General features: G+C 28.4%; 29 protein-coding genes. 8 read left to right on the forward strand and 21 right to left on the reverse strand.

Translation table 11 applies throughout. The features are described from left to right. The first annotated feature begins 127 nt into the window (after positions 1–127). Positions 128–325 (forward strand): cold shock domain-containing protein, encoded by a 198-nt coding sequence (locus X274_RS10580; protein WP_047266801.1) that lies wholly within the window; start codon positions 128–130, stop codon positions 323–325. A gap of 144 nt (positions 326–469) precedes the next feature. Continuing rightward, the gene (locus X274_RS10585) at positions 470–667 is read left to right on the forward strand and encodes a cold-shock protein (protein ID WP_047266802.1); all 198 of its coding nucleotides are present in this window, start codon (positions 470–472) and stop codon (positions 665–667) included. A gap of 30 nt (positions 668–697) precedes the next feature. Here X274_RS10585 and X274_RS10590 read toward each other — a convergent pair whose 3' ends face one another. The 21 genes from X274_RS10590 to X274_RS10690 form a co-directional block, all read right to left on the reverse strand. After that, positions 698–1771, reverse strand: a complete 1074-nt coding sequence (locus X274_RS10590; RefSeq protein ID WP_047266803.1) for an alanine/ornithine racemase family PLP-dependent enzyme — start codon at positions 1769–1771, stop codon at positions 698–700. Then, on the reverse strand, positions 1768–2709 hold the full coding sequence (locus X274_RS10595) for a cation diffusion facilitator family transporter (protein ID WP_052913304.1): 942 nt from the start codon (positions 2707–2709) through the stop codon (positions 1768–1770). Before X274_RS10595 ends, X274_RS10590 begins: the two co-directional genes overlap by 4 nt. A gap of 10 nt (positions 2710–2719) precedes the next feature. After that, positions 2720–3544: a PHP domain-containing protein gene (locus tag X274_RS10600; protein WP_047266804.1), complete on the reverse strand. Its 825-nt coding sequence runs from the start codon at positions 3542–3544 to the stop codon at positions 2720–2722. A gap of 44 nt (positions 3545–3588) precedes the next feature. Further along, positions 3589–3804, reverse strand: coding sequence for a hypothetical protein (locus X274_RS10605; protein ID WP_047266805.1), 216 nt, complete (start codon positions 3802–3804; stop codon positions 3589–3591). 85 nt (positions 3805–3889) lie between these two features. After that, complete coding sequence (locus tag X274_RS10610) at positions 3890–4432, reverse strand: HD domain-containing protein (protein WP_047266806.1); 543 nt, start codon at positions 4430–4432, stop codon at positions 3890–3892. Beyond that, positions 4429–5646 (reverse strand): hypothetical protein, encoded by a 1218-nt coding sequence (locus X274_RS10615; RefSeq protein WP_047266807.1) that lies wholly within the window; start codon positions 5644–5646, stop codon positions 4429–4431. The genes X274_RS10610 and X274_RS10615 overlap by 4 nt, the downstream gene beginning before the upstream one ends. Then, positions 5639–6340 carry a RadC family protein gene (gene radC / locus X274_RS10620; RefSeq protein WP_231580412.1) on the reverse strand — a complete coding sequence of 234 codons (702 nt, stop codon included), beginning with the start codon at positions 6338–6340 and terminating at the stop codon, positions 5639–5641. The genes X274_RS10615 and radC overlap by 8 nt, the downstream gene beginning before the upstream one ends. 197 nt (positions 6341–6537) lie before the next feature. Then, the gene (locus X274_RS10625; RefSeq protein ID WP_047266809.1) at positions 6538–7092 is read right to left on the reverse strand and encodes a Maf family protein; all 555 of its coding nucleotides are present in this window, start codon (positions 7090–7092) and stop codon (positions 6538–6540) included. Next, the gene (locus X274_RS10630; protein ID WP_047266810.1) at positions 7089–7586 is read right to left on the reverse strand and encodes a Gx transporter family protein; all 498 of its coding nucleotides are present in this window, start codon (positions 7584–7586) and stop codon (positions 7089–7091) included. Before X274_RS10630 ends, X274_RS10625 begins: the two co-directional genes overlap by 4 nt. Beyond that, positions 7580–7942, reverse strand: a complete 363-nt coding sequence (locus tag X274_RS10635) for a NusG domain II-containing protein (RefSeq protein WP_047266811.1) — start codon at positions 7940–7942, stop codon at positions 7580–7582. Before X274_RS10635 ends, X274_RS10630 begins: the two co-directional genes overlap by 7 nt. 16 nt (positions 7943–7958) lie before the next feature. After that, the gene (locus X274_RS10640; protein WP_052913305.1) at positions 7959–8999 is read right to left on the reverse strand and encodes an FAD:protein FMN transferase; all 1041 of its coding nucleotides are present in this window, start codon (positions 8997–8999) and stop codon (positions 7959–7961) included. Next, a complete protein-coding gene (amrS, locus tag X274_RS10645) occupies positions 8969–9976 on the reverse strand; it encodes an AmmeMemoRadiSam system radical SAM enzyme (RefSeq protein ID WP_047266812.1) in 1008 nt (335 codons plus the stop codon). Before amrS ends, X274_RS10640 begins: the two co-directional genes overlap by 31 nt. A 79-nt stretch (positions 9977–10055) precedes the next feature. Next, the gene (amrA, locus tag X274_RS10650; protein WP_047266813.1) at positions 10056–10574 is read right to left on the reverse strand and encodes an AmmeMemoRadiSam system protein A; all 519 of its coding nucleotides are present in this window, start codon (positions 10572–10574) and stop codon (positions 10056–10058) included. Positions 10575–10578: 4 nt separating this feature from the next. Next, positions 10579–11505, reverse strand: coding sequence for a tRNA pseudouridine(55) synthase TruB (truB, locus tag X274_RS10655; protein ID WP_047266835.1), 927 nt, complete (start codon positions 11503–11505; stop codon positions 10579–10581). Beyond that, positions 11498–11866, reverse strand: coding sequence for a 30S ribosome-binding factor RbfA (gene rbfA, locus X274_RS10660; protein ID WP_047266814.1), 369 nt, complete (start codon positions 11864–11866; stop codon positions 11498–11500). Before rbfA ends, truB begins: the two co-directional genes overlap by 8 nt. Further along, positions 11859–12761, reverse strand: coding sequence for an HDOD domain-containing protein (locus tag X274_RS10665; RefSeq protein WP_052913306.1), 903 nt, complete (start codon positions 12759–12761; stop codon positions 11859–11861). Before X274_RS10665 ends, rbfA begins: the two co-directional genes overlap by 8 nt. 8 nt (positions 12762–12769) lie before the next feature. Next, the gene (locus X274_RS10670; RefSeq protein ID WP_052913307.1) at positions 12770–14251 is read right to left on the reverse strand and encodes a sensor histidine kinase; all 1482 of its coding nucleotides are present in this window, start codon (positions 14249–14251) and stop codon (positions 12770–12772) included. Between the two features lie 3 nt (positions 14252–14254). After that, positions 14255–14638: a DUF1667 domain-containing protein gene (locus tag X274_RS10675; RefSeq protein WP_084822736.1), complete on the reverse strand. Its 384-nt coding sequence runs from the start codon at positions 14636–14638 to the stop codon at positions 14255–14257. Beyond that, complete coding sequence (locus X274_RS10680) at positions 14613–15833, reverse strand: NAD(P)/FAD-dependent oxidoreductase (protein ID WP_047266815.1); 1221 nt, start codon at positions 15831–15833, stop codon at positions 14613–14615. The genes X274_RS10675 and X274_RS10680 overlap by 26 nt, the downstream gene beginning before the upstream one ends. After that, complete coding sequence (locus X274_RS10685; protein ID WP_368493429.1) at positions 15830–17263, reverse strand: NAD(P)/FAD-dependent oxidoreductase; 1434 nt, start codon at positions 17261–17263, stop codon at positions 15830–15832. Before X274_RS10685 ends, X274_RS10680 begins: the two co-directional genes overlap by 4 nt. After that, a complete protein-coding gene (locus X274_RS10690) occupies positions 17260–18618 on the reverse strand; it encodes a fibronectin type III domain-containing protein (RefSeq protein ID WP_047266817.1) in 1359 nt (452 codons plus the stop codon). Before X274_RS10690 ends, X274_RS10685 begins: the two co-directional genes overlap by 4 nt. A gap of 147 nt (positions 18619–18765) precedes the next feature. Here X274_RS10690 and ruvC point away from each other — a divergent pair, with 147 nt between their 5' ends. The 6 genes from ruvC to X274_RS10720 all read left to right on the forward strand — a co-directional run bounded on the left by ruvC (position 18766) and on the right by X274_RS10720 (position 24680). Beyond that, the gene (gene ruvC, locus X274_RS10695; protein ID WP_047266818.1) at positions 18766–19242 is read left to right on the forward strand and encodes a crossover junction endodeoxyribonuclease RuvC; all 477 of its coding nucleotides are present in this window, start codon (positions 18766–18768) and stop codon (positions 19240–19242) included. A gap of 400 nt (positions 19243–19642) precedes the next feature. Beyond that, entirely contained in the window at positions 19643–20653 is a 1011-nt protein-coding gene (locus X274_RS10700) for a rod shape-determining protein (protein WP_047266819.1), read from the forward strand. A gap of 1 nt (position 20654) precedes the next feature. Further along, positions 20655–21335, forward strand: coding sequence for a hypothetical protein (locus tag X274_RS10705; RefSeq protein WP_047266820.1), 681 nt, complete (start codon positions 20655–20657; stop codon positions 21333–21335). Next, the gene (locus tag X274_RS12215) at positions 21335–21745 is read left to right on the forward strand and encodes a hypothetical protein (protein ID WP_047266821.1); all 411 of its coding nucleotides are present in this window, start codon (positions 21335–21337) and stop codon (positions 21743–21745) included. Before X274_RS10705 ends, X274_RS12215 begins: the two co-directional genes overlap by 1 nt. Continuing rightward, complete coding sequence (locus X274_RS10715; protein ID WP_047266822.1) at positions 21726–23456, forward strand: penicillin-binding transpeptidase domain-containing protein; 1731 nt, start codon at positions 21726–21728, stop codon at positions 23454–23456. The genes X274_RS12215 and X274_RS10715 overlap by 20 nt, the downstream gene beginning before the upstream one ends. A 21-nt stretch (positions 23457–23477) precedes the next feature. Continuing rightward, positions 23478–24680, forward strand: coding sequence for a hypothetical protein (locus tag X274_RS10720; protein WP_047266823.1), 1203 nt, complete (start codon positions 23478–23480; stop codon positions 24678–24680). The last annotated feature ends 8 nt before the right edge of the window (positions 24681–24688 follow it).

Below are 24688 nucleotides of genomic sequence, written 5' to 3' on the forward strand. Positions count from 1 at the left end.
TTTGTTAAAAATCTTTTGTTGTCAGACTGTAATAATTAAAGTGTTTGTTTGTAATAATAAAGGTATATACTATAAGAGAAATCACACGTAGTTACAAAGGGTAACACGGAGAAACATGGAGGAAAACATGAGAGGAAAAGTTAAATGGTTTGACGCAAAAAAAGGTTATGGTTTTATTTCTGGTGAAGATGGAAATGACGTATTTGTTCATTTTACAGCTTTAGCTATGGACGGATTTAAGACTTTAGAAGAAGGTCAGGATGTAGAATATGATATTCAAGAAAACGATAAAGGGTTACAGGCAGTTAATGTAACTACTCTCTAATAAAACCAATCAAGCCCCGAAATGGGGCTTTTAATTTATAGTTGACATTTATAAAAAAAAGGTATATAATTAATATGTCCCTTAAGGGAAAAGAATCACATCCGTAGTTGCAATGGGTAACTCGGTAGAAACATGGAGGAAAGTATGAAAGGTAAAGTTAAATGGTTTGATGCAAAAAAAGGTTATGGTTTCATTTCTGGTGAAGACGGACAAGACGTATTCGTTCATTTCACAGCAATTGCTATGGACGGATTTAAGACTTTAGAAGAAGGTCAAGAAGTAGAATACGAAATTGAAGAAAACGAAAAAGGATTACAGGCTAAAAACGTTAAAGCTATCTAATAAACCAATAAGCCCCGAAATGGGGCTTTTTTATTTTTCAATTTTCTTTTCAACATATTTGCTTGTAATTGCTTTTAATAAACTTCCATAACTCATTTTAAATTTTATTGTATCTCCAAGTTTATATTGATTATCCGATTCAGTTAAATCTACAATGGTATGATCGCTGCTTGAATGAAGCACCTCAATTTTTTCATCAAGAGGTATTAATCCATCTGGCGATATGTCTTGTTCTCCTATAGCCAGTATGGCTTTTAATCTTTTTCCTTTATCTTCAAAAACAGGTTTTCTTCCAAATGCATCAAACCCTATTTCTCCCACCGGTACCGATGGTTTCTCTTTTAGTTCAATTATTTGTGCTTCTAATATAACTGTATCCTGCCTGTTTCCGGGTACGTTTCTATTATTTGTCACATCAGTTCCACAAATTATAGATTCTCCCAATCTAAAATGATTAATTCCTTCTGGTAATTTTCCACTTTCTATTAATGGTAATGCTGCACTATTTCCACCAGAAATTATTTCCAGTTTTCTATTTAATATTTCTTCTATTTCATTTTTAACTTCCAATAATATATTCATATTTTGAATACTCGGTAATACTCCTCCAAAACATCCAAGGTTTGTACCAATTCCTTTTAAGCATATGTTACTAAATTTTTGAGCTGAAACTATTTCACTCACCGCATTTTCATACCATACTCCTTCTCTCAAATCCCCTACATCAACCATATATACTATATCCTGAATTTTGTTTTTCTCTTTTGCAATTTCATTTAGCCACTCTACCGTTTTTAATTCAGATACAAGTGTAATATCTACATTTTCAACAACTAATTCCAATTCAGATTTCATAGGAATTCTCAGCATTATAAATTCAGCATTAATCCCATTTTTTTTCATATGTATTATGTTTTGAATTCTTGAATCACCTATTGAGGTTATTCCTGCTTTCAGCATTGCTTGAGCTACTTCAATATTTCCAGAAACTACTTTTGTAACTCCTGTAATTTTAATTTTTCTACTATCACAAAGTTTCTTTAAATTTTTTGCATTATGCTCTATTCTGTCAGGATAGATATGAAGTACAGGATACAAGATCATTCCCCCTTTAAATCTTTTATATTTTCTGCCGAAAGACCAAAACATTCTTTTTCTGCATTTCCATATGGTTCTATATGTATTACTATATCTCTAATTTCATTATTTCTATCCTTTATGTTTTTTTCAAGTTTTGCACATATTTCATTGGCTTTTTTTACTGTCATATCTGGTGGAAGTTCCAAATGCATATCTACAAAAATTTTATGCCCAAACTTTCTCGCACGTACTTTATGTGGTTTTCTGGCACACTTTAATTTTTCTGCTTCAATTATAACATCATTATAGATTTTTTTTAATTCTTGTGAACTTTCCATAAATTCATTGGATGATTCCATAAATTGTTCAAAACCTGTTTTGAATATCATAAATGAAACGCCTATTGCAATTAACGGATCCAACCACCATACTTTTGTAAAATATAATATTCCTATTCCAATTAAAACAGATGACGAGGTCAATATATCATTTCTCATATTTAACGCATCAGCAATAATAGCATTACTATTTATTTTTTTTCCAATTGATAATCTATATTTGTATAATATATATTTTGTAATTACAGAGATAAATGCCACTATAACAACATAAATTATATTTTCTATAATGATTTCTTTGTTTATTAGTCTTTTTAGAGAATTTATAAAAACTTCAAACCCTGCATATATGATAACAAGCGAAACAACTTTTGTTGCAATAGTTTCTGCTCTTTCGTGACCATATGGATGTTCAATGTCTGGAGGACGATTTGAAATCTTACCGGCAATCAATGTCATAAATGAGGTTAAAATATCCGTTGCTGTATCAAATCCATCTGCCAGAATTGCCATACTATTTGTAAAAAATCCTATTAATATTTTTAATATTGCCAGCAGTGTATTTGTAATTATCGAAATTAACGATGATTTTGTAGATAATTTTTCTCTTTTTATATAATCCATATTTTCACTCCTATGTTAGCAGTATATTAATGGATTTTTCCAGCAATTCATCTTCAACTTTTATTCCTAAATCGATATCTGGTTTATTTGAACCATGAAAGTCACTTCCAGCAGTTATGTATAATCCTGTTTCAACTGCTATTTCCCTGAACATTTTTATTTCCGAAACTGTATGATTTAAATAATATACTTCTATTCCCCATAATCCATGCTTTTTTAATTCTAAAATAACTTTTTTTAATTCAGTATAAGATAATTTTAAAGATTTTGGATGAGCAATTACAGGAAAACCTCCAGCATCCTTTATCAATTTTACAGCTTCTTTAGGATCTATTTTTTCTTTTGGTATATGCCCTATTTTTCCATCTCCCAGGTATTTATCAAATGCTTCATCTCTATCTTTTACATATCCTTTTTTAAGTAATACTCTGGCAAAATGTGGTCTTCCAATAACGTCTCCTTTCGCTTCTTCTGCCACTTCTTCTAATGTGATATTAAAACCAAGACTGTTTAAACGTTCAATCATCAATTTATTTCTGTTTTTCCTGAATGTCTGAACCTTTTCCAATGTTTTGTTTAATGCGTTATTATCTAAATCTATTCTATATCCCAATATATCAAACATATTTTTAAATTTACAGCTAATTTCAAGTCCTGTTATATAATTAACTTTATGTTTTTCTGCATAAAATATAGCTTCCTTCTGGGCATTAATATTATCATGATCTGTTATAGAATACAGTTCTAATTTTTTTTCTTTAGCTTTTAAAATTAATTCTTCTGATGTATATGTCCCATCTGAAAAAGTGGAGTGCGAGTGTAAATCCAGTAACATAAATAACCTCCCTATAATAATTTAATGCGGGCAAACTGCCCGCATTAAGCGAGAATATCAAGTTTTTGTCCACTATACATTTCCCCAACAATTCTGACTAATTTTCTGGTTAACCCATCCTGTTTGTAGACTATTGCATTTAGAAGTTTTTCGAAATCTTTTGATGTTTGCTGTACTGATGATGATATCGCTGCTCTCGGTTGACTCGAAATTACCTGAGGTGTATATTGATATGAAACACCACTTACAGGATTAATCATATTATCACCTTCTTAAGGTTGTGTCATATTATATATCGACTATATACACAATTTTTTTAATATATAGAATATTTAAAAAGTCATATTATAATCCAAGTTCATCAGCAATTTGCTTCATCGATTCTATAGATATTTCAAAAAATCTATTTAATTCTATTCCTATTTCTTCTATTTTTCTTATGTTTTCTCTATTTGCACCAGCTGCAAATGATTTATCTTTGAATTTCTTTTTTAATGATTTTACTTTTAATCCTTCTATCTTTTTTTCAGGCCTTACCAATACTGCTGCTGTTACAAGACCTGATATCGGATCTGCTGAATATAATGAATAATCTAATTTTGAATTAAGTTCTGCGTGTTCGTTATGTGCCAGTATTGCATTTTTTTCTTCTTCACTTAATTCATTTTCTAAAAGTTCTACTGTTTTTTTAGCATGCTTTTCTGGATTGTCTTTTGTATATTCATAATCTAAATCATGTAATATACCTATTATTTCCCATCTCTCACTGTTTTCACCCAATTCAGTTGCGAGACCTTTCATTATAGCACCAACTGCTATACAATGCTTAATTAAATTATCATTTTTTACATGTTCTTTTAATAATTTTATAGCATCATCTCTTGTCATTCCTCATCCCCTCCATAATATAACTGACAGGTTCTCCATCCAAATAACATTTTTATGCCTTCATAAAATGGTAAATCTATTGCAAAATCATATCGTACTCCTTCTTTTGACTCTAATCTTTGAATTATATTTTTTAGTTTCTGGAAAACACCCGGTCCAAATAATTTTGCTACTTTTCCATTTTTTATCGGTTCCATTGTAAATGTTTTTAATCCTTTTACATGAGAATCATTTGGGAAAAATACTATTCTAACCTCACCAAACATTTCTGAAATTTCTTCAAAACTTTTATTTGCCATTTCTTCATTATTATAATTATAAAAACCTAAGAAACTAATTATGGATTGTTCTGGTAATTTCATTTCTGTCTCGAATCTTCCGGATGTTTCATATTCAAAAGCTTCCAACACTTTCCAGTATTTACAATAATCTGGAGGTACATTTATTGCTTTCATTTTTGAATACCTTAACAAACAATTGGCACATGGAATATTATTTTCAAAATTTTTTCTCATTTGATAAAGTTTATCGCCTTCCTGGGATAAATAGTGAAGATATCCTTGGTATATAGAAGCAACGTATTTTACTTTACCTTGCAAAAATACTTTACTTAAGTATTCTTTTGCTTTTACATAATCTTTATTGTATAAATGGATTACGAAATAAAGCAACGGATCGTTTGAACTTCTTGCTGCTTCTTCAATCGCCTTATATGCTTTAACATAATGACCATTATACACAGCATTCATTGCAAGCAATAAATTTGTGTATTTATTGTTTGGAAATCTCTTTACTGCCATTTCCGCAAAATCATATGCATCCTTTTCTTTAAGAAAGAATTTAGCCATGCCAAGATTAAAATAATCCTCAGGAAATGATGGATTATCAATTAGTTCTTTAACCTCATCAAATTCTTCCCTTAATAAATGCACCACTGCAACCTGATTTACATAAGAGCTTTTTGGTTTATTTGCAAGTAATTTTTCTATATGTCGTGCCAGTTCTAAATTGTTGTTTTTGAAATCGTAAAGATTTAGATCAACTATTGTTTGAACATCATCAATAGGTACAGATATGTATTTTATTTCTATTTTTGCCCTTTCTACAGTTTTCTGTTTTTTCTTCTCAATATTAATTCCTTTTTTCTTTAAATCCTTTTCAAATTTCTTTTTTAATTGCATTAAAGCCTTTAAGTTATCAGGGATATTATCCATTTCTAATCACCTTTCTTCCCATTTTAAAACTGTAATATTCTGATTTTCCAATTATGACATGATCTGATAATTTTATTCCAAGCAACTCTCCGCTTTTTTCAAGTTTATTCGTTATTTCATAATCCATAATGCTTGGCTCACTATCTCCAGACGGATGATTATGAACAATCAAAATAGAAACCGCGTTGTTTTTTATTGCAGTTTTGAAAACATCCCTTGGATGTAAAATAGAGCTATTTGCCGTGCCAATACTAATTGTGTCTATTGAGATAGGGTTTAGCTTGCTGTTTAATGATATGCATTTTACTACTTCTTTATCGTAAAAAATCATTTCATCATATAATAATTCATATACTTTATCCGGAGAATCTAATTTTAAATTTTCTTTTTCTAATGCTTTTTTATGAAATCTTATTCCAAGTTCAAAAACTGCTTTTAATGTTATTGCCGTAACCTCACCAACACCATTTATATTGCATAAATCTTCTATATTCATAAAAAACAGGTCTTTTAGAGAATACTCATTTGAAATCTCTTTTGAAATTTCAAATACATTTTTCTCTTTTGTTCCCTTTCTTATTATTATAGCTAATAATTCATCAATAGTCAAATTTTTTGGACCATACTTTAATAACTTTTCTCTTGGTAATTCAGTATTCATTAAAAACTCCTTTTTTATATAAATGTTTTTCATACGATGTCAAAAAAGTCAAATTCACTCAGGCAGCTCGATTGCTTATCCTTAAAATTATTCATTCTCAGCCGTCGTTCAGATTTTTCATCCATGAAAAAGCTTCACTCAAAAAAACATCCTGTTTTTTTGACGGCTTACATTCATAATTTTAAGGGCAATCTTCGAGCCTTCGTTTCATTTGAGACTTTTTAGACCGCCTAATATAAATGTTTTTCATATAAATACCAAAATATTTTATTTAATGGTAACCCCATAACATTATAATAATCTCCATTTATTTTTTCTACAAAGACTCCACCAAAATCCTGAATTCCATAACTTCCTGCTTTATCCAATGGTAAATAATTATCTATATAATATTTTATCATTTCTTCAGGTATTTTATGAAAAAAAACCTCTGTTATATCATATGTTGTATATATTTCCGATAATGTTCGAAAGGTTATTCCTGTTATTACTTCATGTTTTTGTCCTGAAAGCATTTTTAAAATATCATATGCATCCTTTTTATTTTCAGGTTTTCCCAATATTTTATCTTCAAAAGCCACAATTGTATCTGCGGTTATCAATATTTCATTTTCATATATTTTTATATCTTTCGATTTTTTAAGGCTTAATTCTTTAACATATTCAATTGGATTATCTCTGTCACTGTATTCTTCTATATTCGATATTCTTATTTCAAATGATAATCCCAATTTTGACAATATTTCTTTTCTTCTTGGTGATGATGAACCCAATACTATTTTCATTTGTTTACACTCCTGAATGCAGATTTTACAACAAAAGCATTTGCCATTGCTGAAAATGTTCCAAATAATATCATTTGAGGAAGATACCAGAATATTCCTATTGATTTTACAATGAATAACCAGCCTATTGTAACCTGGGTTAAATTATTGAATATCGCTCCTGATTCACTGATTCCTATTATACCAAATATTTTCGTTTTTATTGCAATATACATAATTAATGTTGCAACCAAACTTCCGGATATTCCCATAAAAAATGTTGGACTTAAGAATTTACCTGAGAGTAATGCTCCCAAAATATTTTTAAAAATAGCTATATAAAGACCATTTATCAATATTCCATCATAATTCAAAGAATATAATATTGCAAAATTCGAAAATCCCCATCGTGCTCCTGGTAAAGGTATCGGAAAAGGAACAAGAGTTTCTATATAATAAACGGCTGAAGATAATGCGGTTAATATTGCTAATCTCGGAAGGTTGTTTTTTACCATGAAATTATATCAACTCCTGTATTTTTTTCTTTTCCAATTGGTTTTACAACAACTTTGTTAGGAAGACATATAATTTCCTGTGATGCATTATCCACCCAACCAGTATATTCACATAGTTTTAATGGACAATCAGATTCTATAACCCTTACTTTCTCACCGTTATAAACTACTTTCAATTTATAATCTCCTTTGTCATCATAAACAGCATATGTTCCTGGTTTTGTTATTTTAAATAATTCTTTTCCTTCTAAATAAACTTCTGCACCTTTCAAATCATTTTTTAACATATTTTGCAAGATCATAATTCCAGAAACTATTATTAATATAATTAAAACAAATATTATATCTTTTTTCATTTTTTTCTCTCCAATTTTATTTTTCTTCTTTTAGATAATATTCAAATCCTGTTGTTTTAATGATTTTATCATCAGATGTAATGCCGTAAATTTGTATTCCATACCTGGTCATTGAATTTAGTCCTATTAGTTTGTCACCAAGTATAAATATAGCTGTTGCCATTGCATCGGCTTTCATTGCATTATCAGAGATTATAGTAACACTTTTATAATAGTTAACAGGATACCCAGTCTTCGGGTCTATTAAATGATGATACCTTACTCCATCTTTTATAAAAAATCTTTCATAATTTCCAGAAGTTACTATTGCTCCTTCTTTTAAATATACCTTCTCTTTTATATCATAAGGTCCTTTATCTGGATCCCTTATTCCTATAGACCACGCAAATCTTCCAAATTTAGGACCTATTATCCCTATATCTCCACCGGCATCTATAAACCCTGTTGCATTTTTATCAAGATCTTTGATTTTTCTAATTGCCATATCAACTGCATATCCTTTAGCAATACCACCTAAATCGATTTGAGTTTTTCCATTTAATAAAGTTATTTTGTTTCCCTCTATTTTAATAAATTTATAGCTCACTCCATCAAGAACATTATTTATTTCATCCTGTGTAGGAACCCTTTTTTCTTTATTTATATCATCAAATCCCCATAATTTTATTATTGCACCAACTGTTGGATCAAAGGCACTTCCTGTTAAATCCGCATAATTTATCGCAGCTTTAATTAAAAACAATGTCTCTTTATCTGCAACAATACTTCTTTCTTTATTTAATTTGAAAATTACACTACTTTCAATATTTTTGCTGAATTTCCTTTCTATTCGCTTCATCTCGTCAAATGCTATATCTGCTAATCTTTCGGAATCTATTTTACTGCTTGCAACTACAACATTAACCCATGTCCCTAATGCAAAATCCTTTTTTTCGTAGTATTCTGGCAAAGGTTTATGAAATATAAAAAATATGGTTAATACTATAGCTATAATCAATATTGAAAAGTATAACATGCTTTTGTTTTTTAAAAAAATATCGGTATTTCTTTTAAGCAATGTTTGCACCTTCCTTTGTCATCTATATTCTGTATTTTTATATTATATCCTTCTCTTTTTATTATTAAACTTCCACATTTGGGACAATATGTGGATTCGTAGCTTTTATCCCAAACATTACCTAAATAAACATAATTTAGGTATTTTTTTGCTATCTGATATAATTCCTTTAAAAAAATAATATCAGTAGGAGGTTTATTATATTTGTATACAGAATAATATCTGCTTAAATGTAGTGGTATATCTTTTGATGTTTCACCTAACCATTTAAATAAATCTTCCAATTCTATTTTATTATCATTACCTTCAGTTACAACTAATGTTGTCACTTCTGTATGTATTTTGTTTTTTATTAGTATTTTTATATTTTCCATTACCGGTTCTTTTTCTCCACCAATTACTTTTTTATAAAACTCATCATTAAAACCTTTCAAATCTATATTTACTGCATCTATATAATGCAATAATTTTAATAAAGGTTCTCTGTTTATATATCCATTTGTTATGAGAATTGTTTTGATATTATTTTCTTTTAATTTTTTAGCTGTATCATATACATACTCATACCATACAATGGGCTCTGAATATGTAAATGCAACCATATCCATATTTTTTTTCACAACTATATCTACCAATTCTTCGGGTGATATTTTATATATACTATATGGATGTATTTGTGAAATTTCAAAATTTTGACAGAATGCACATTTAAAGTTACAACCCCATGTACCTATGGAAAATATTTTTTTTCCTGGATAATAATGAAATAATGGTTTTTTTTCTATTGGATCAATATTTAATGCTGTTATCTCTCCATAATTTAATGTATATAAGACTCCACCAATATTTTTTCTCACTCCACAAATGCCTGTAGAATTTTCTTTTATTATACAATTATGAGGACATAACGAACATTTTACCATATTATTTTTATATTTTTCATAAAACTGAGCTTTTTTAATAGGATTTTTTTTCATGCTTTCACCTGAACATTACACACCTGCGGTGGGCTCGCTTTCGCTCTGCGGTGGGCTTGCTGCCGCTCTGCGCTGCCTGCTAAAAGTATCTTTCTACTGTAAATTTATATATATCATATGGTTTTGAGTATATTCCAGCTTTTAATTTTGCTATTCTTAATTGTTCTTCAACAGTATCAACACCATCTATAGCCGGAAGTAATACTCCTTTCTTCCAACCACTAACAACAATTATTCCGTAAATTTCTGGATCTAATTCATCTATTGATTCTACATATTCTGGCTCACTTAATACATCAACATTTATCATGAGACTATTTAATTCCTCCACTGTTACAGGTGAAAATCTATAATCCCGTGTAGCTGCAGCTATTCCATTTTCTCTTATTTCTATCGCCAGGTTTTCATATACCGGTTCTATTGTTCCTATACAACCACGTAATTCTCCATTTAATTTATGCAATGTAACAAAACACGCAGCTTTTCTTGTAAGCAATTCTTCTGGTAAATCTTCTTTTAATTCTATTTTTTGTCCATGTTTAACAAAATTTTCTATACACTCTATCGCCCATTTCACATAAGGATGATTACCCTCCATCTTATCACCCGCTTTTTAAATTATGATATAATACTTTTTTTATTTTAAATACACGCTCATTTTTGCCATGTTTTTCCAGAGTATTTAAAAATTTTGAATTTCTTTCAGCAATTGCTACTGCTATTAAATTTTTTTCTTTATCTATCAGCGAAATAAATTCTCCTTTTTTAAATTCTTCATATTTTTCAACATGTTCTAAAAATATATGATTACCGTTTAATGCCCTTTGAATTCCCTTTTCATTTAATAGTACAGATGGAAATGAAAGCATTTCAAAAAGAGGATTTATATCTGAAATATCATCAAGTTTTATGCTATCTTCTACTTTGAATTTACCTATTTTTAATCTTCTCAGCTCCATAGTTACAGCGCCTATTCCAGATTTATATCCTATATCCATTATTAATGATCTTATATATGTTCCAGATGATACCTCACATTCAAATTCAAATGTCCCATTTTCAGAAATTTTGATGTTTTCTATACTGTAAATTTCTACTTCTTTTGGCGGCATTTTGATTATTTTCCCTTCACGTGCAAGTTCATATAATTTTTTTCCATTGTATTTCCTTGCTGAATACATAGGTGGAACCTGCATATATTTTCCTTTAAAGGATAATATAATTTCTCTTAATCTTTCTATATGTATTTTCTCAAGATTATATTTTTCTTTTATTTCACCCGTTATATCATATGTATCAGTGATTATTCCTAATTTTGCTTTTACATAATATTTTTTGTTTTGATGCTGAAGGTATTCCAATAATTTTGTTCCTTTATTAATTCCCAAAATCAGCAATCCCGTGGCGAAAGGATCAAGTGTTCCAGAATGTCCTACTTTTTTTGTAAAGAAACGTTTTCTTATTATATCTACAACATCATGCGAGGTAATACCTGCAGGTTTATCTACCAACAAAAAACCATCATTCATTATTTTCACCTTTATCCGTTTTTTTAGATATTTCATTTAAAAGCTTATGTATTTTTATACTTTCCTCCAATCCTTTGTCTTTATGAAATCTTATTTCTGGAACTTTATACATTCTTATATTTTTAGCTATTAGATTTCTGAAAAAACCCTTTGCTTTTGTTAATACATTTATTATTTCATCAATTTCTCCATTTAATACTGAAACATATATGTCTGCAAATGATTTATCACGTGACAATTCTACCCTTGTTATTGATATTATTTTACCCTGTAACTTTGGATCTCTCAAATTATTTATATTCATGTTTATTAATTTTAATATTTCTGATTCAATCATTTCTTTTCTAAATTCTTTAGCCATCTTTCTCCTCCTCCGAATCTTCTTCTGAATCTTCTATAAATGCATCAAGATTTATAAAATCATTTGATTCGCTTAATTTTTTTTCTAAATTATTTAAATAATTCAAAAATTTCTTTGATGTCATATCAAATTTGTTCCATACAACATCTGATGGGACAGGGATATCATAACATCCAGAATATCCATAATATATGGAATTTACAGCCATATTTGCAAGATGTACTATATATACATTCATTGAAAATGTGTCTATCTGGAGTTTTTCAGGTATATCATGAAATTCTGCTGTATATATTACATTTTCAGCCAAATTCCAATTTTCAAATAATATTTTGCCAAGCGTTTGATGTGTCATTACATTTAACATATCTTCTGCTTTTGAAAATGAAACTTTCTTATACTCTGCAACATTTAATATCATCTCCACCGTCTCAGGTGTTATTATGCCCATTACCATTTTACCAAGGTCATGTAACATCCCGCTTAAAAAAATCTCTTCTTTGTCTGGATAATTTATTATCTGTGCAAGTTGTTCAGATGCTATGGCAACAGCTATACTATGTTGCCAGAATTTTTTTGAGTCAAGAAAATCAAACTCTCTTCTGAAAAAAGAATCTGCAACAAATATCCCTAAAGCTAAATTTCTAACTGTTTTAAAACCCAATATATTTATTGCCTGTGATACTTTTGTTATTTTTCTTGGTAATGCATAATATGCTGAATTGCTTAATTTCAATATTTTTGCTACCAATGGTGGCGATTGTAAAACCGCACCCTCAAGTTCTTTGGTATTTGACGAGGGATTTGAAGCTATATCCATTATTCGTTTTAATATAAAATCTGGCGTTGGTAATTCAGAGATTTTTTTTATTACTTCTTTCATTGTTGGTGCCATAATTATCACTATCCTTTTTTAAACTCTATATAAAACCTTGTTCCTTTACCTTCAACACTTTTCAACCATATTTTTCCGCCCTGAATTTCAACTAATTCTTTAACAACAGATAAGCCTATTCCTGTTCCAGAAATTTCATAGGTTAATGATGAATCAACTCTATAGAATTTTTCAAATATTTTATCATGATGCTCTTTAGCTATACCTATACCATTATCTTCTACCAATATCAATACTTTATCTTTTTCATCTTTTACCGTTATTTTTATAAATCTCATATCTTTTCTCTTATCAGAATACTTTATCGCATTATCTATTAAATTAGACAGAATTTGTTTTAATCTTGTTCTATCTAAGTTTACAATTATCTTTTCTTTTGGTAAAACTCTATACATTTTTACTCCATTTATTTCAGCTTTATTTTTATTCGACAAATATATCTCTTCAATTAAATCATTTATGGAAAATTCTTCTTTTTTTATATTTATTGTCTTCATTTCTAACCTTGAAAAATCAAGTATTTCATCAAGTAAATTTTGAAGATGGTCTGCTTCATTTAATATTGTTTCCATAAAATCTTTAAGCGTTTCCATATCAAGTATTTCCAGACTATCAACAATTGATTCAGAATAAGCTTTTATTGCAGCAAGAGGTGTTCTCAATTCATGAGATACAGTTGATAAAAATTCTGTTTTCATCTGATCTAATCTTTTTAATCGTTCTAATTCCTTGGTGCCAGTAATATCAGAAATAATGACCAGATAATTTTCATTATTAGTTTTTAAAAAATCAAGTGATAAAAAATGCTCTTTAAATTCAAATTCTTTTGTAATCTTTTCTCCCGCAATTTCCAAATTTATCAATTCATTTTTTATAAATTTTATTAATTCTTCACCATATTCTTTTTCAAAATTCTCAAAATTTGAATTGGTAAAAATCTTTTTATATTCGTGATTGAATACTGCCAATCCACTAATCATAGAATTTAAGATTTGATTTAAAAAATCTCTATTCTTTTCCACCTCTTCATTGGTTTTTAGAATTTCTTCATATAATTCAAGATTTTCAATAATTGTCGCTGTTAAAAAACTCATAATATTTAAAAAGAGCATTATTTCATTTGATATTTCCTCAACATCTGTTTTACATATATATAATAACAACAACCTTTGAGATTTTGAAAAAGGTAATATCAATGCATTTTCTCCATTTTCTAATGTGAAAATAGAAATTTTTAAAGATTTAGCTGCCCAAACAGCTAAATCTTTAATTTCATCTGATATTTCTTTTTCATTAATCTCAATATAATCACTCTTATGTGGTTTTAAAAAAAATTCTTCATTTATGGGTACAACTCTATTTACTATAGAATGTATAGATTTTTCAAGCTGAGATAAGTTGTTTAAAGAACTCAATTCCATTACAAGGTCGGAAATTTTGGAATATGTTTCAATCACCATATTTTTTGGGATTATATCTTTTGATGCCATTTTTCACAACCTTTCAACACTTCGGGTAATAATAAGGTTAGCCTTAGTATTTAAAAAATTATTTATTATAATATCGCCTTTTTTAACAGGAGCTTCAACTTCTAATTTTTCTATTATTTTCATAGCTTCATTAAATAATCTCAATGGTATGGCTTCAGATGTTTTTACAGAGGCCAGCAAATATTTCCCATTTTTTACTTTTACACTTGTTACTAAAATTCTATGTGGATCACTTATTTCCTGAATAGCATACTCTCTACCTCGTGGGCATTTATTTCCAGAAACTTCCAATACTTTTAGCTCTTTTGTGTATTCGATTTTAACTTTACAACTTAATGGACATCTTACACATGTAAGTTCTTTAACCAAGTTTTGAGATGAGCTCATCTGCCATCACCTCTATTTCATTTATATTTTCATCAAATGGTTTTATCTTTATTACAACCATTTCGGGAGGTCTTGCTTCATTTTCTATTACTTCTATTCCAAGCGGCTCTACCTTTATACTGGCTCTATCAAAAACCTTTGATACTCTTATATATAAAGTAGATTCCTGGGTTGGATCAATATATAACGGATGAATAATTCCTATATTTTCACCTTTTCTTACTTTAACTTTTTTCCCCTTTTTATATTCTCCCTTTGCATATAATGCTGCATATTTCCCAGCTTTTTCTCCTTCTTTTGCAACATAATCAACCAGGTCAAATATTACAGTACAATTACCAGCTGCAAATATCCATTCTTCACTTGTTTGATTTGTATTTGAAACAAGAAATCCTGGATCAGCTTCAACAAAATCTACAGGTTTTGTTTGCGGAATAAGTCCTACAGATGTTATTAATGTATCAACTTCAAACTCTTTTTCTGTACCTGGTATTGGATCCCATTTATAATCAACTTGTGCAGCTATTACTCTTTCCAGTCTTCTATCTCCTTCAATAGCTGTTACAGTATGAGATAAATATAATGGTATGTTGAAATCAGTCAAACATTGTTGAATATTTCTCTCTAATCCACCTGGATATGGCATAATTTCTAGAACAGCTTCTACTTTTATACCTTCTAAGGTTAATCTTCTTGCCATTATCAATCCAATATCTCCAGAACCCAGAATTACAGCTTTACTACCTGGTTTTAAGTTTTCAAGATTTATAAATCGCTGTGCAAGTCCTGCTGTAAATACACCAGTTATTCTTTTTCCAGGAACAGGTAATGAATTAAAATGTCTTTCTCTTGCTCCAGTTGCCATAACCAAAGCTTTCATTTCAATTTCATGTATTCCCCTTCTATCCACAAAAATTATTTTTTTGTCTTTTTTTACTTCCAATACATAAGTACCATATAATATTTCTATATCTTCAAGCTTTTCTTTTGCAAGTTCTTTGAATTCAGGACCTGTTAAATCACGTTTAAAATATTGAAGACCAAAACCGTTGTGTATACACTGGTTTAAAACACCACCAGTGTCTTCATCTCTTTCCAATAATATAACGTTTACCCCTTCTTTTTTAGCTCTATATGCTGCTGCCATTCCAGCAGCACCACCACCAATTACAACTACATCTGTTTTATATTTCATATTCTCACCTTCGCATTCACAATCCATGTTCCATCTTCATTTTGAGTTATTTCTCTTGGATCCCTGTCAGTATATTCTGCCAGTATCTTTAAAATCTTTGCTGTACAAAAACCTCCTTGACATTCCCCAAATGACGCTCTTGTCATGAATTTTATATCATCCAGTGTCCTTGCGCCCTGATTTATCGCATCTATTATTTCTTTTTTTGTAACCTTATTACAATGACACACCATTTCTCCTGCATCAGGATTTTGTTGTATTATCTCATTCCATTTTTCCCTTTCAATATGAACCAAATGCGGTGTTCTTTCAATTTTTGATATATAATTTTCCCTTTTATACAAATTCAAGCCAATTTTTTCCTGTATTAAATATTCAACTACATATTCAGCTATTGCTGGCGCAGCAGTTAAACCCGGCGATCTTATTCCTGCAACATGTATAGCTCCACTTTTTCCAACATTAATATAAAAATCTTTTTTATCTGTTTCAGGCCTTAATCCTGCAAATGTTTTTACAAGATGTCTCCTAAAATTAAGATTAGGTACTAATTTCATTCCTTTTTCTCTTATTTCATTTAATCCATTTTTCGTTGTAGCGGTATCGTTTTTCGATACTACTCTATTTGCATTAGGACCTATCAGATATCCACCATCAACTGTTGGCAATACAAGACACCCTTTTGAAATTCCAGTTGGGACAGGAAATATTACAGAATTAACATATTGATAGTCTTTTGATAGTAAAAAATATTCACCTTTTACTGGAAATATTTCAGGAACTTCATCACCAAACATTTTAGCTATTTCATCAGCATATAATCCTGCTGCATTTATAACTAAATCTGCAAAATATTCTGATTTATCCTGAAATTTCAATAAAAACTTACCATTTTTCTTTTCAATTTCTACCAATCGCTTTTTTATTAAAGTTCTTCCACCATTAACCCTTACAGATTTAGCTGCTTGTATTGCTACTATCCATGGATCAAAAATACCTGCTATTTCGCAAAACAACGATCTTTTTGCTTTAGGATTTATGTTTTTTTCCATTTCTAGTAATTCCAATTTCTCAATAATTCGAATCTCTTTTACACCATTTTTTTCCGCCTTTTTAAGGAGGCTGTATATATATTTTGTTTCTTCATCTTCAATGGCAACAACATGAGAACCTACTCTTTTCAAATCAAACTTCAAATCTTTCTGTAATTGAGTATATAATTGATTTCCTTTGTAACATAATTGAGCTCTCAAGCTTCCTGGTGGATCATCATATCCCCCATGTAATATTGCAGAATTGGATTTTGTTACACCCATTCCAAAATTCGTTTTTGCCTCGAAAAGCCATACGTCTTCTACATATTTATTCAATTCTCTGGCTATAAGCGTGCCTACAATTCCCCCTCCTATTACAGCAATCAAATTAATCACTCCTTCATATCTATAATTTTTAATTCTTCGGATATTTTATAAATATAATCTACATAAAGTTTTATTTTTTCTATTTTTTCTGTAAAATATCTATAATTAATCAAGTGAAAATCTATATCATATATATATATTTCATTATTTATAGTCAAAAAAGCGATTTTCTTTTCATATACGCTGTAATCAATTACTCCAGAAAAATTCAATTCTCTATCAAAATATAATATATTATTTTTATAATTAAATTTTATTAGTTTATCTGCGGATAAGATAATAAGTGTTTTATTATCATTATATATTATTTTTCGCAATTTTTCTATTTGCTTTTGAAAATATATTTTATAATATTTATTCATTAATAATACCTTTTCCGGGGTTATAAGAACTATTTTTTCTTCGTTTAATGTGATGGATATAAAGTTTCCTTTTATTTTTTTTACCATGAAAGGATAGTATGGATTGGTTATATCATAAACTTTTAAATATTCACCATTTACTATATATAATAATACACTTTTATTTGCTTCTTTTACAAAAAAGTCTTTTATATTTTCTAAAGCTATTTCGGATGTTTTTTTTCCGCTTTTATGTATTATTTCAATGCCTTTTTGTATGCTCGCAATAATAAAGTTTTTAAATTCTTTTATATTTTTTATATTTATATCAGATGCATAAATTCTATTTTTTTCTATATATTCTCCATATATTTTTACATTGAATATTTCATTTTTTATTGTTGTTAGAAATTCTATATATTTTGTAGTGAAGATATATGGCCCAAATATATATTTATTTTTAAATTCATCTTTTAAAATAATATACCATTTATAATTCAGACCTGGTTTTAAAGTTACGGTATAATTGTTATTAAATAGAGTTTTTTCTATAATTTTTGTTTTTCCCTGATATAATATAAAATTCATAGTATAATTAACAGAATAATTTATTTTCCATTTAAAGGTTATACTTTCAAAATTCAGTTTATGATTGAAATTAGGATATACATCATATATTTTAGGTGGCTGTAATTGCAGATAAAACTTATATATATCCGATTCTATAATTCCATCAACAGCATAAGCCTTTATTTTCCAGTAATAATTTTGATTGGGTATTAAATCTTCCAATATATATTTTGTGTTTTCTCCACTGTATATCAAAGTTAAATTTTTGTAGTCTTTTCCAAAATATATTTTATAAAAACTTACTTTTCTGTTTATATTCCAGGATAATGTTATTCTTTTGTTATACTGGATAACTTCAAAATTAGACGGGATTGCTTCCCAGATTGTATTTGAAATTCCATGTATTATTAATATTAAAATTGTAAATACAAATACAATAAGATTTTTTTTCATTTTCCCCTCCGGCATAGTTTTTTTACAGACTACATACTTTTAATATAATTATAACATAAAAATTTATAAATCCAGATAGAGTGTATCAAAATGTTCAAATGAAATGAAAACTCGCATTTTATGATATAATTCTCCTGGAGGTGGAATATGAGAATTTTAGGAATAGATCCTGGATATGGACGGATCGGATTTGGAATTATCGATAAAGATGGAAATAATTTTAAATTAGTTGATTTTGGGGTAATTGAAACAAATAAAAAATCCGATTTAAATTCCAGATTGTTGGAAATATTTGATGGAATAAATGATTTAATATTAAAATACAATCCGGACGAATCAGCTGTTGAAAGTCTGTTTTTTTTCAAAAATGTAAAAACAGCCATTCAGGTCGGGGAGGCTCGTGGAGTTATTTTGCTAACTTTACAAAAAAATAATATACCTATTTTTGAGTATACTCCGTATCAAGTAAAACAGGCTATTACCGGATATGGTCGTGCAGAAAAAGGACAAATTCAAAGAATGTTAAAGGTTGTTTTTAATTTGAAGAAAAATCCCACTCCCGATGATGCAGCCGATGCACTTGCTATTGCTTTTTGCCATGGTAATTATAGAATCATAAAATAATAAAGGTTGTCAAAAAAGCAAAATTCACTCAGGCAGCTCGATTGCTAATCCTTAAAATTATTCATTCTCAGCCGTCGCTCAGATTTTTCATCCATGAAAAAGCTTCACTCAAAAAAACATCCTGTTTTTTTGACGGCTTTCATTTACGCTTAGATTTTTTAGGTATAAAAAATCTAAGGAAAAAGGAGAGCGATAGCTCAAAAGTTTTTTATAAAATCAAAATTATTTTAACCAATACCCGCGGTAGCGTGTAAGGGCAATCTTCGAGCCTTCATTTCATTTGAGACTTTTTAGACATGCTAAATAATACTATGATGACTAAATAATACCTTATATTCTTTGTTTATTAAACATTATGTGATATAATTTTTAAAACAAAATTTTTCAGGAGGATTTAAAGATGAGATCAAATATAGGAATAGATTTAGGAACTGCTAATACTCTGGTATATGTAAAAGGAAAAGGTATTGTTGTTAATGAGCCGTCTGTTATTGCCATTGAAAAAGATACAAAAGAAATTTTAACAGTTGGTAAAGAGGCTAAAAGAATGATAGGAAAAACTCCTGCAAATATTATAGCCGTGAGGCCATTAAAAGATGGTGTTATTGCTGATTATAATACAGCTTTAGCCATGTTGAAATATTTTATAAGTTCTTCTGTTGGCTCTTTTACTTTTCTTAAACCAACTGTTGTTGTAGGCGTCCCAACTGATGCTACAGAAGTGGAAAGAAATGCTTTACATAAAGCTACTTTAGATGCCGGGGCTGGAAAAGCATTTTTAATTGAAGAATCCATGGCAACAGCTATTGGAGTTGGATTGAATGTTGAAGAACCTTCAGGAAGTATGGTTGTGGATATTGGTGGCGGCACAACAGAAATTGCCGTAATTTCGCTAGGGAATATTGTTCTTTCAAAATCAATTAGAATTGCAGGCGATGAACTCGATGAAGCTATAATAAGTTATGTAAAAGATAAAACTGGTCTTTTAATTGGTGAAAGAACAGCTGAAAGAATTAAAAAAAGAATCGGAAATACCTGGCCAAATGAAGAATACGATAATGAAGAAATTGAAATTATAGGTCGGGATATTTTATCAGGTCTTCCAAGAAATATTATATTAAAAGGATATGAAATAAGAGAAGCAATTGATAATCCTGTTTTTAAGATTGTTGAACAGATTAAATTAACAGTTGAAGAAACTCCCCCAGAACTATTAACGGATATTGTAATGAAAGGGATTTATTTGTCCGGTGGAGGTGCTTTATTAAAAGGGTTGAAAGAATTAATTGAATATGAAACAAAAATCAAGGTTATTGTTGCAGAAGACCCTTTAACAGCTGTTGCTAGAGGTGCTGGTATGGTATTAGACAAAGTAAAAATACTGGAAAATTTATCGAAATTACAAAAATAATATGTTTAGAAAATTTATATCTTATACCATTATACTTTTATTCATTTCTATAATTTCTACGCTTTATCCTGATATTAATCACATTATATCCAGAGCAAATCATCCTCTGGATATTGTTTTTTTTGAGATTAGAAATAATTATTTATTATTAACAAAAAATGCAGATTATTTAAAAACTCTGGAAAATGCTATTTCAAAAAACAGTAAATCTATATATATAAAAAATATGGAGTTTGAAGTATCCATTGAATTAATTCCTGGAATTTTCATAAATGAAGATGGAAAATATTATTATATAAAAAGCGATGAAAAAGTTAAAAAGGGCGAGATAGTCTTTACAAAGGATGGTATTCTTCTTGGATTTGTTTATGATACATTTAAAAAAGAGAAAATTATACAAAAATTTGGTTGGGGAAATCATGAAATTTTTGGAGTTTATAAAAATACAGAATTATTAATAAAAGAAAGCGGAAATGGAAATATTATAATTAATATTCCTGAAGGGATGGAATTATTTAAAAATAAAGAGAATGTTTCTATTTTAATTTCCAATTCAAATTGGTTTAATAAAAATTTGATTTTAAAAGGCGTTGTATATAAAAAATCCAACACTATTTACTATTTAAAGCCCGATAAAATTAATTCTATTGTCGTGTTTTTTAGCGAATTTGGGGTGAGATAATGAATTATATTTATATTATCATTATGACTTTAATTGCGTCATCATGGGATAGATGGATGGGGGATATCCTATTTTTTGTTTTTCCTATTGTTTTTCTTGTAGTTCAGTATTTACTTAAAGAAAAAATGTATTTTTTTACTCTGTTATATTCTATTTTATATTTTTCATCGAAATATGATATTGGATTAATGACCATTGTATTTTTTATTCTAACAATTTTTTCTTTTCATATATTTGAGTTTTTAGAAAAGAGCTATCTAAGAAGTCTTTTCAGCACTTTTATTCCACTATTTTTTTTAGTTTTTATCAATAAGAATTATTATGTTTTGTTAATATCATATATTCTTCTTTCTATTACCCATTTTGTCATTGTTGGAAGGGTGGGGAAAAATGAACGAATCACGCTTTAAATTATTTGTTACCATAATATTTTTATCTTTTTTTATTTTGATTTCAAGAGCTATGTATATACAAATTTTTCATAATTCAAAATATAAAAAAGAGGTTGAAGAACTAAGTACAAAAATTATAACTTTAAACCCTATCAGAGGTAATATATACGATAAAAATGGTATTTTATTGGCCTGGAATGAAAAAATATATGTTATTGAAAATTTTAATGAATCTTTTTCTGAAAAAGATATACAATTATTAAAAAATGTTTTTTCAACTATTACAGATTCACCAGAAACATATATTGACAAACTAATATTTCAAAAAAAACTAAATATAAAACTAACTCCAGCTAATATAAAACAAATTTCTAATATTAAAGGAATAAGAGTTTCTGAAAAATATATAAGAAAGTATAAAGATAATACAATATATCCTATAATCGGGTATGTTAATTCTGAAGGTGTTCCTTTATATGGTGTTGAAAAACTTTATAATAATATACTTGAAGGAAAACCTGGATATCAAATTGTAAAAATTACACCTGGAGGAAGAATAGATAAAATTTTAGAAACGGTTGATCCAATAAAAGGAAAGGATTTATATCTTACTATTGATTATAATTTACAAAAATATATATACGATGAAATGGAAAAGTATAAAAAACCTGGAGCCGTAATAATGTCAAATCCCAATGATGGAAGTATTTTAGCTCTTGTTAGTTATCCATCTGTTGAACCAAATTTGTTTTCAAGTGGTTTATCAATTCAGGAGTGGAAAAAGATTATTTATGATACAAAACAGCCATTGATTAATAGAGCTATTTCTTCTGTATATGCGCCTGGATCTGTAATAAAACCGTTTTTTGCTTTAATTGGACTTGAGGAAGGTATTTCTCCGGAGTCAACTATTGTTTGTGATGGTAAATTTGAATTGAAAAATTCTCAGGGTAATGTTATTGCTGAGTATTACGATTGGAATATTTTTGGTCATGGTGTTACTGATCTTGTAAAATCATTAAGAGTTTCGTGTAATTTATATTACTATAACCTTGGACTAAATCTTGGAATAGATACAATGAGTTCTTATGCTAAATTATTTAGATTAAATGATAAAACAGGAATAGATTTAACTGGAGAAATTAATTCTGTTTTTCCAGATAGAGTATGGAAAAAAGAGACATTTGGAAAGAATTGGTTTATAGGTGAGACAATTTTAACTTCAATTGGACAGGGATATATGCAATTCACACCTATTGGAATTTTGCGTTTATACAATATTCTTTCAACTAAAGGAAAATATTATAAATTTCATGTTCTAAATAAATATGTAAAAAACATATATGAAAAACCGGTTGTTTATGAAAAAAAACTAAATTTTACATACAACATTAACCCAGTTTATTATTTTAATATTTTAAAAGGACTTATTGAAGTTACTACATTTCCCGGTAATAGCTCTAATGGTGGAACTGCATACCATGTTTTTAAGGATTTTAACGGTTTGGTGGCAGGAAAAACTGGAACTGCAGAGGTTACTGGTGGAAAATCTCCTCATTCATGGTTTGCAGGATTTATGCCGGCAAATAATCCTGAAGTATCTATTGTTGCTTTTGTTGAAAATGGTGGTTATGGTTCTGAGGTTGCTGCACCAATTGCAAGAAAAGCTCTTGAAAGATACTTGCTTGAAAAAGATTTAGAAGAAAAAAATAAACTTTCAAAGAAATAATATAAAAACTGGAGGGATGGTATGAAAAAAATTTTTATTTTTGCTTTTATGATATTATTTATTATGAGTTTCTCTCAAAATTTCTATATTTTCAGAAATATTGGTATAATGCATCTTGAATATCCATGGACTGATGAATTAACTATACCTTTAGATGATAAAGAAAATGTAATATTTGTTGAAAATGCAGAATTTTATAAAATAGAACCTTTAAATATTGAAAATATTAAATTTAAAATCATAGGAACAAATGAGGATCTAAAAAATTCTATTGGAAGTAGAATTTCCATTCTTAATACCAAACCATTAATTTTAAAAGATGCTTTAAATCCCAATTTTATATATTTTTTCAATGAATATATTAACCTGTGGTGCAAAACGGATAAAGATAATTTGAGCTTATTATTAAATAATAAAGAATTATATGCTAAAAATATTAAAGGTTCCGTTTTAATTTCCAGGCCATTAAGTTGGAATTTATCTTATAGTCTTAAATCCAATGGTGATTTATTTGTTACATATAATATAAATGGATCTTTAAAAACTTTAGAAAATAATTATAATGTTTTTTTAATCGATGATAACTTTAACACCCAGCAACAACAAAATAGAGTGTATAAATCTCTGTCTCTTGAATCCTCAAGTTATATTCCGGAAATAATAAGTGAAAGTGCAATTATTAATCTGGGAAAAATAAATTCTTTTGACGGCGTTTTTTCGAAAGTCAAAAGGTTAGGAACTATAAAAAATTATGAAGATATTAATTACTTAAACCTGAATTTTTATTCTTCTTCTTTTGAATCCAGATACATTGATATCGTCAGAGAATTTAAAAATTCAAAGGAAAATGGCCTAGGTATTCCTTTAATTCAGGGAAATGTTTATTTGTATACAAAAAAAGATAATAATGAATACATATATAAATCTTCAAAATTTCCAAAAACTAAAGAAAATGAATATGTTGATATAAATTTAGGGCAATCATGGAATTCAACTGCTTCTCTTGAAATATTAAATGACATTAGAAACAAAAAATACACTGAAAGAACTTTTAGGATAACTATAAATTCAGATAAAAAAACTAAAATAAATATAACAGGTCAATCTTTAAATATAATTAAAATTTCGGGAAATATAATTAAAAAAACACTAAACTCAGATAGACTTTCAATTTATATTCAGGGAAATCAAATAATTGAAATTACTATCAGAAGCAAAAAATAAGGAGGAGA

This window comes from Marinitoga sp. 1155 (genome assembly GCF_001021175.1).
Lineage (GTDB): Bacteria > Thermotogota > Thermotogae > Petrotogales > Petrotogaceae > Marinitoga.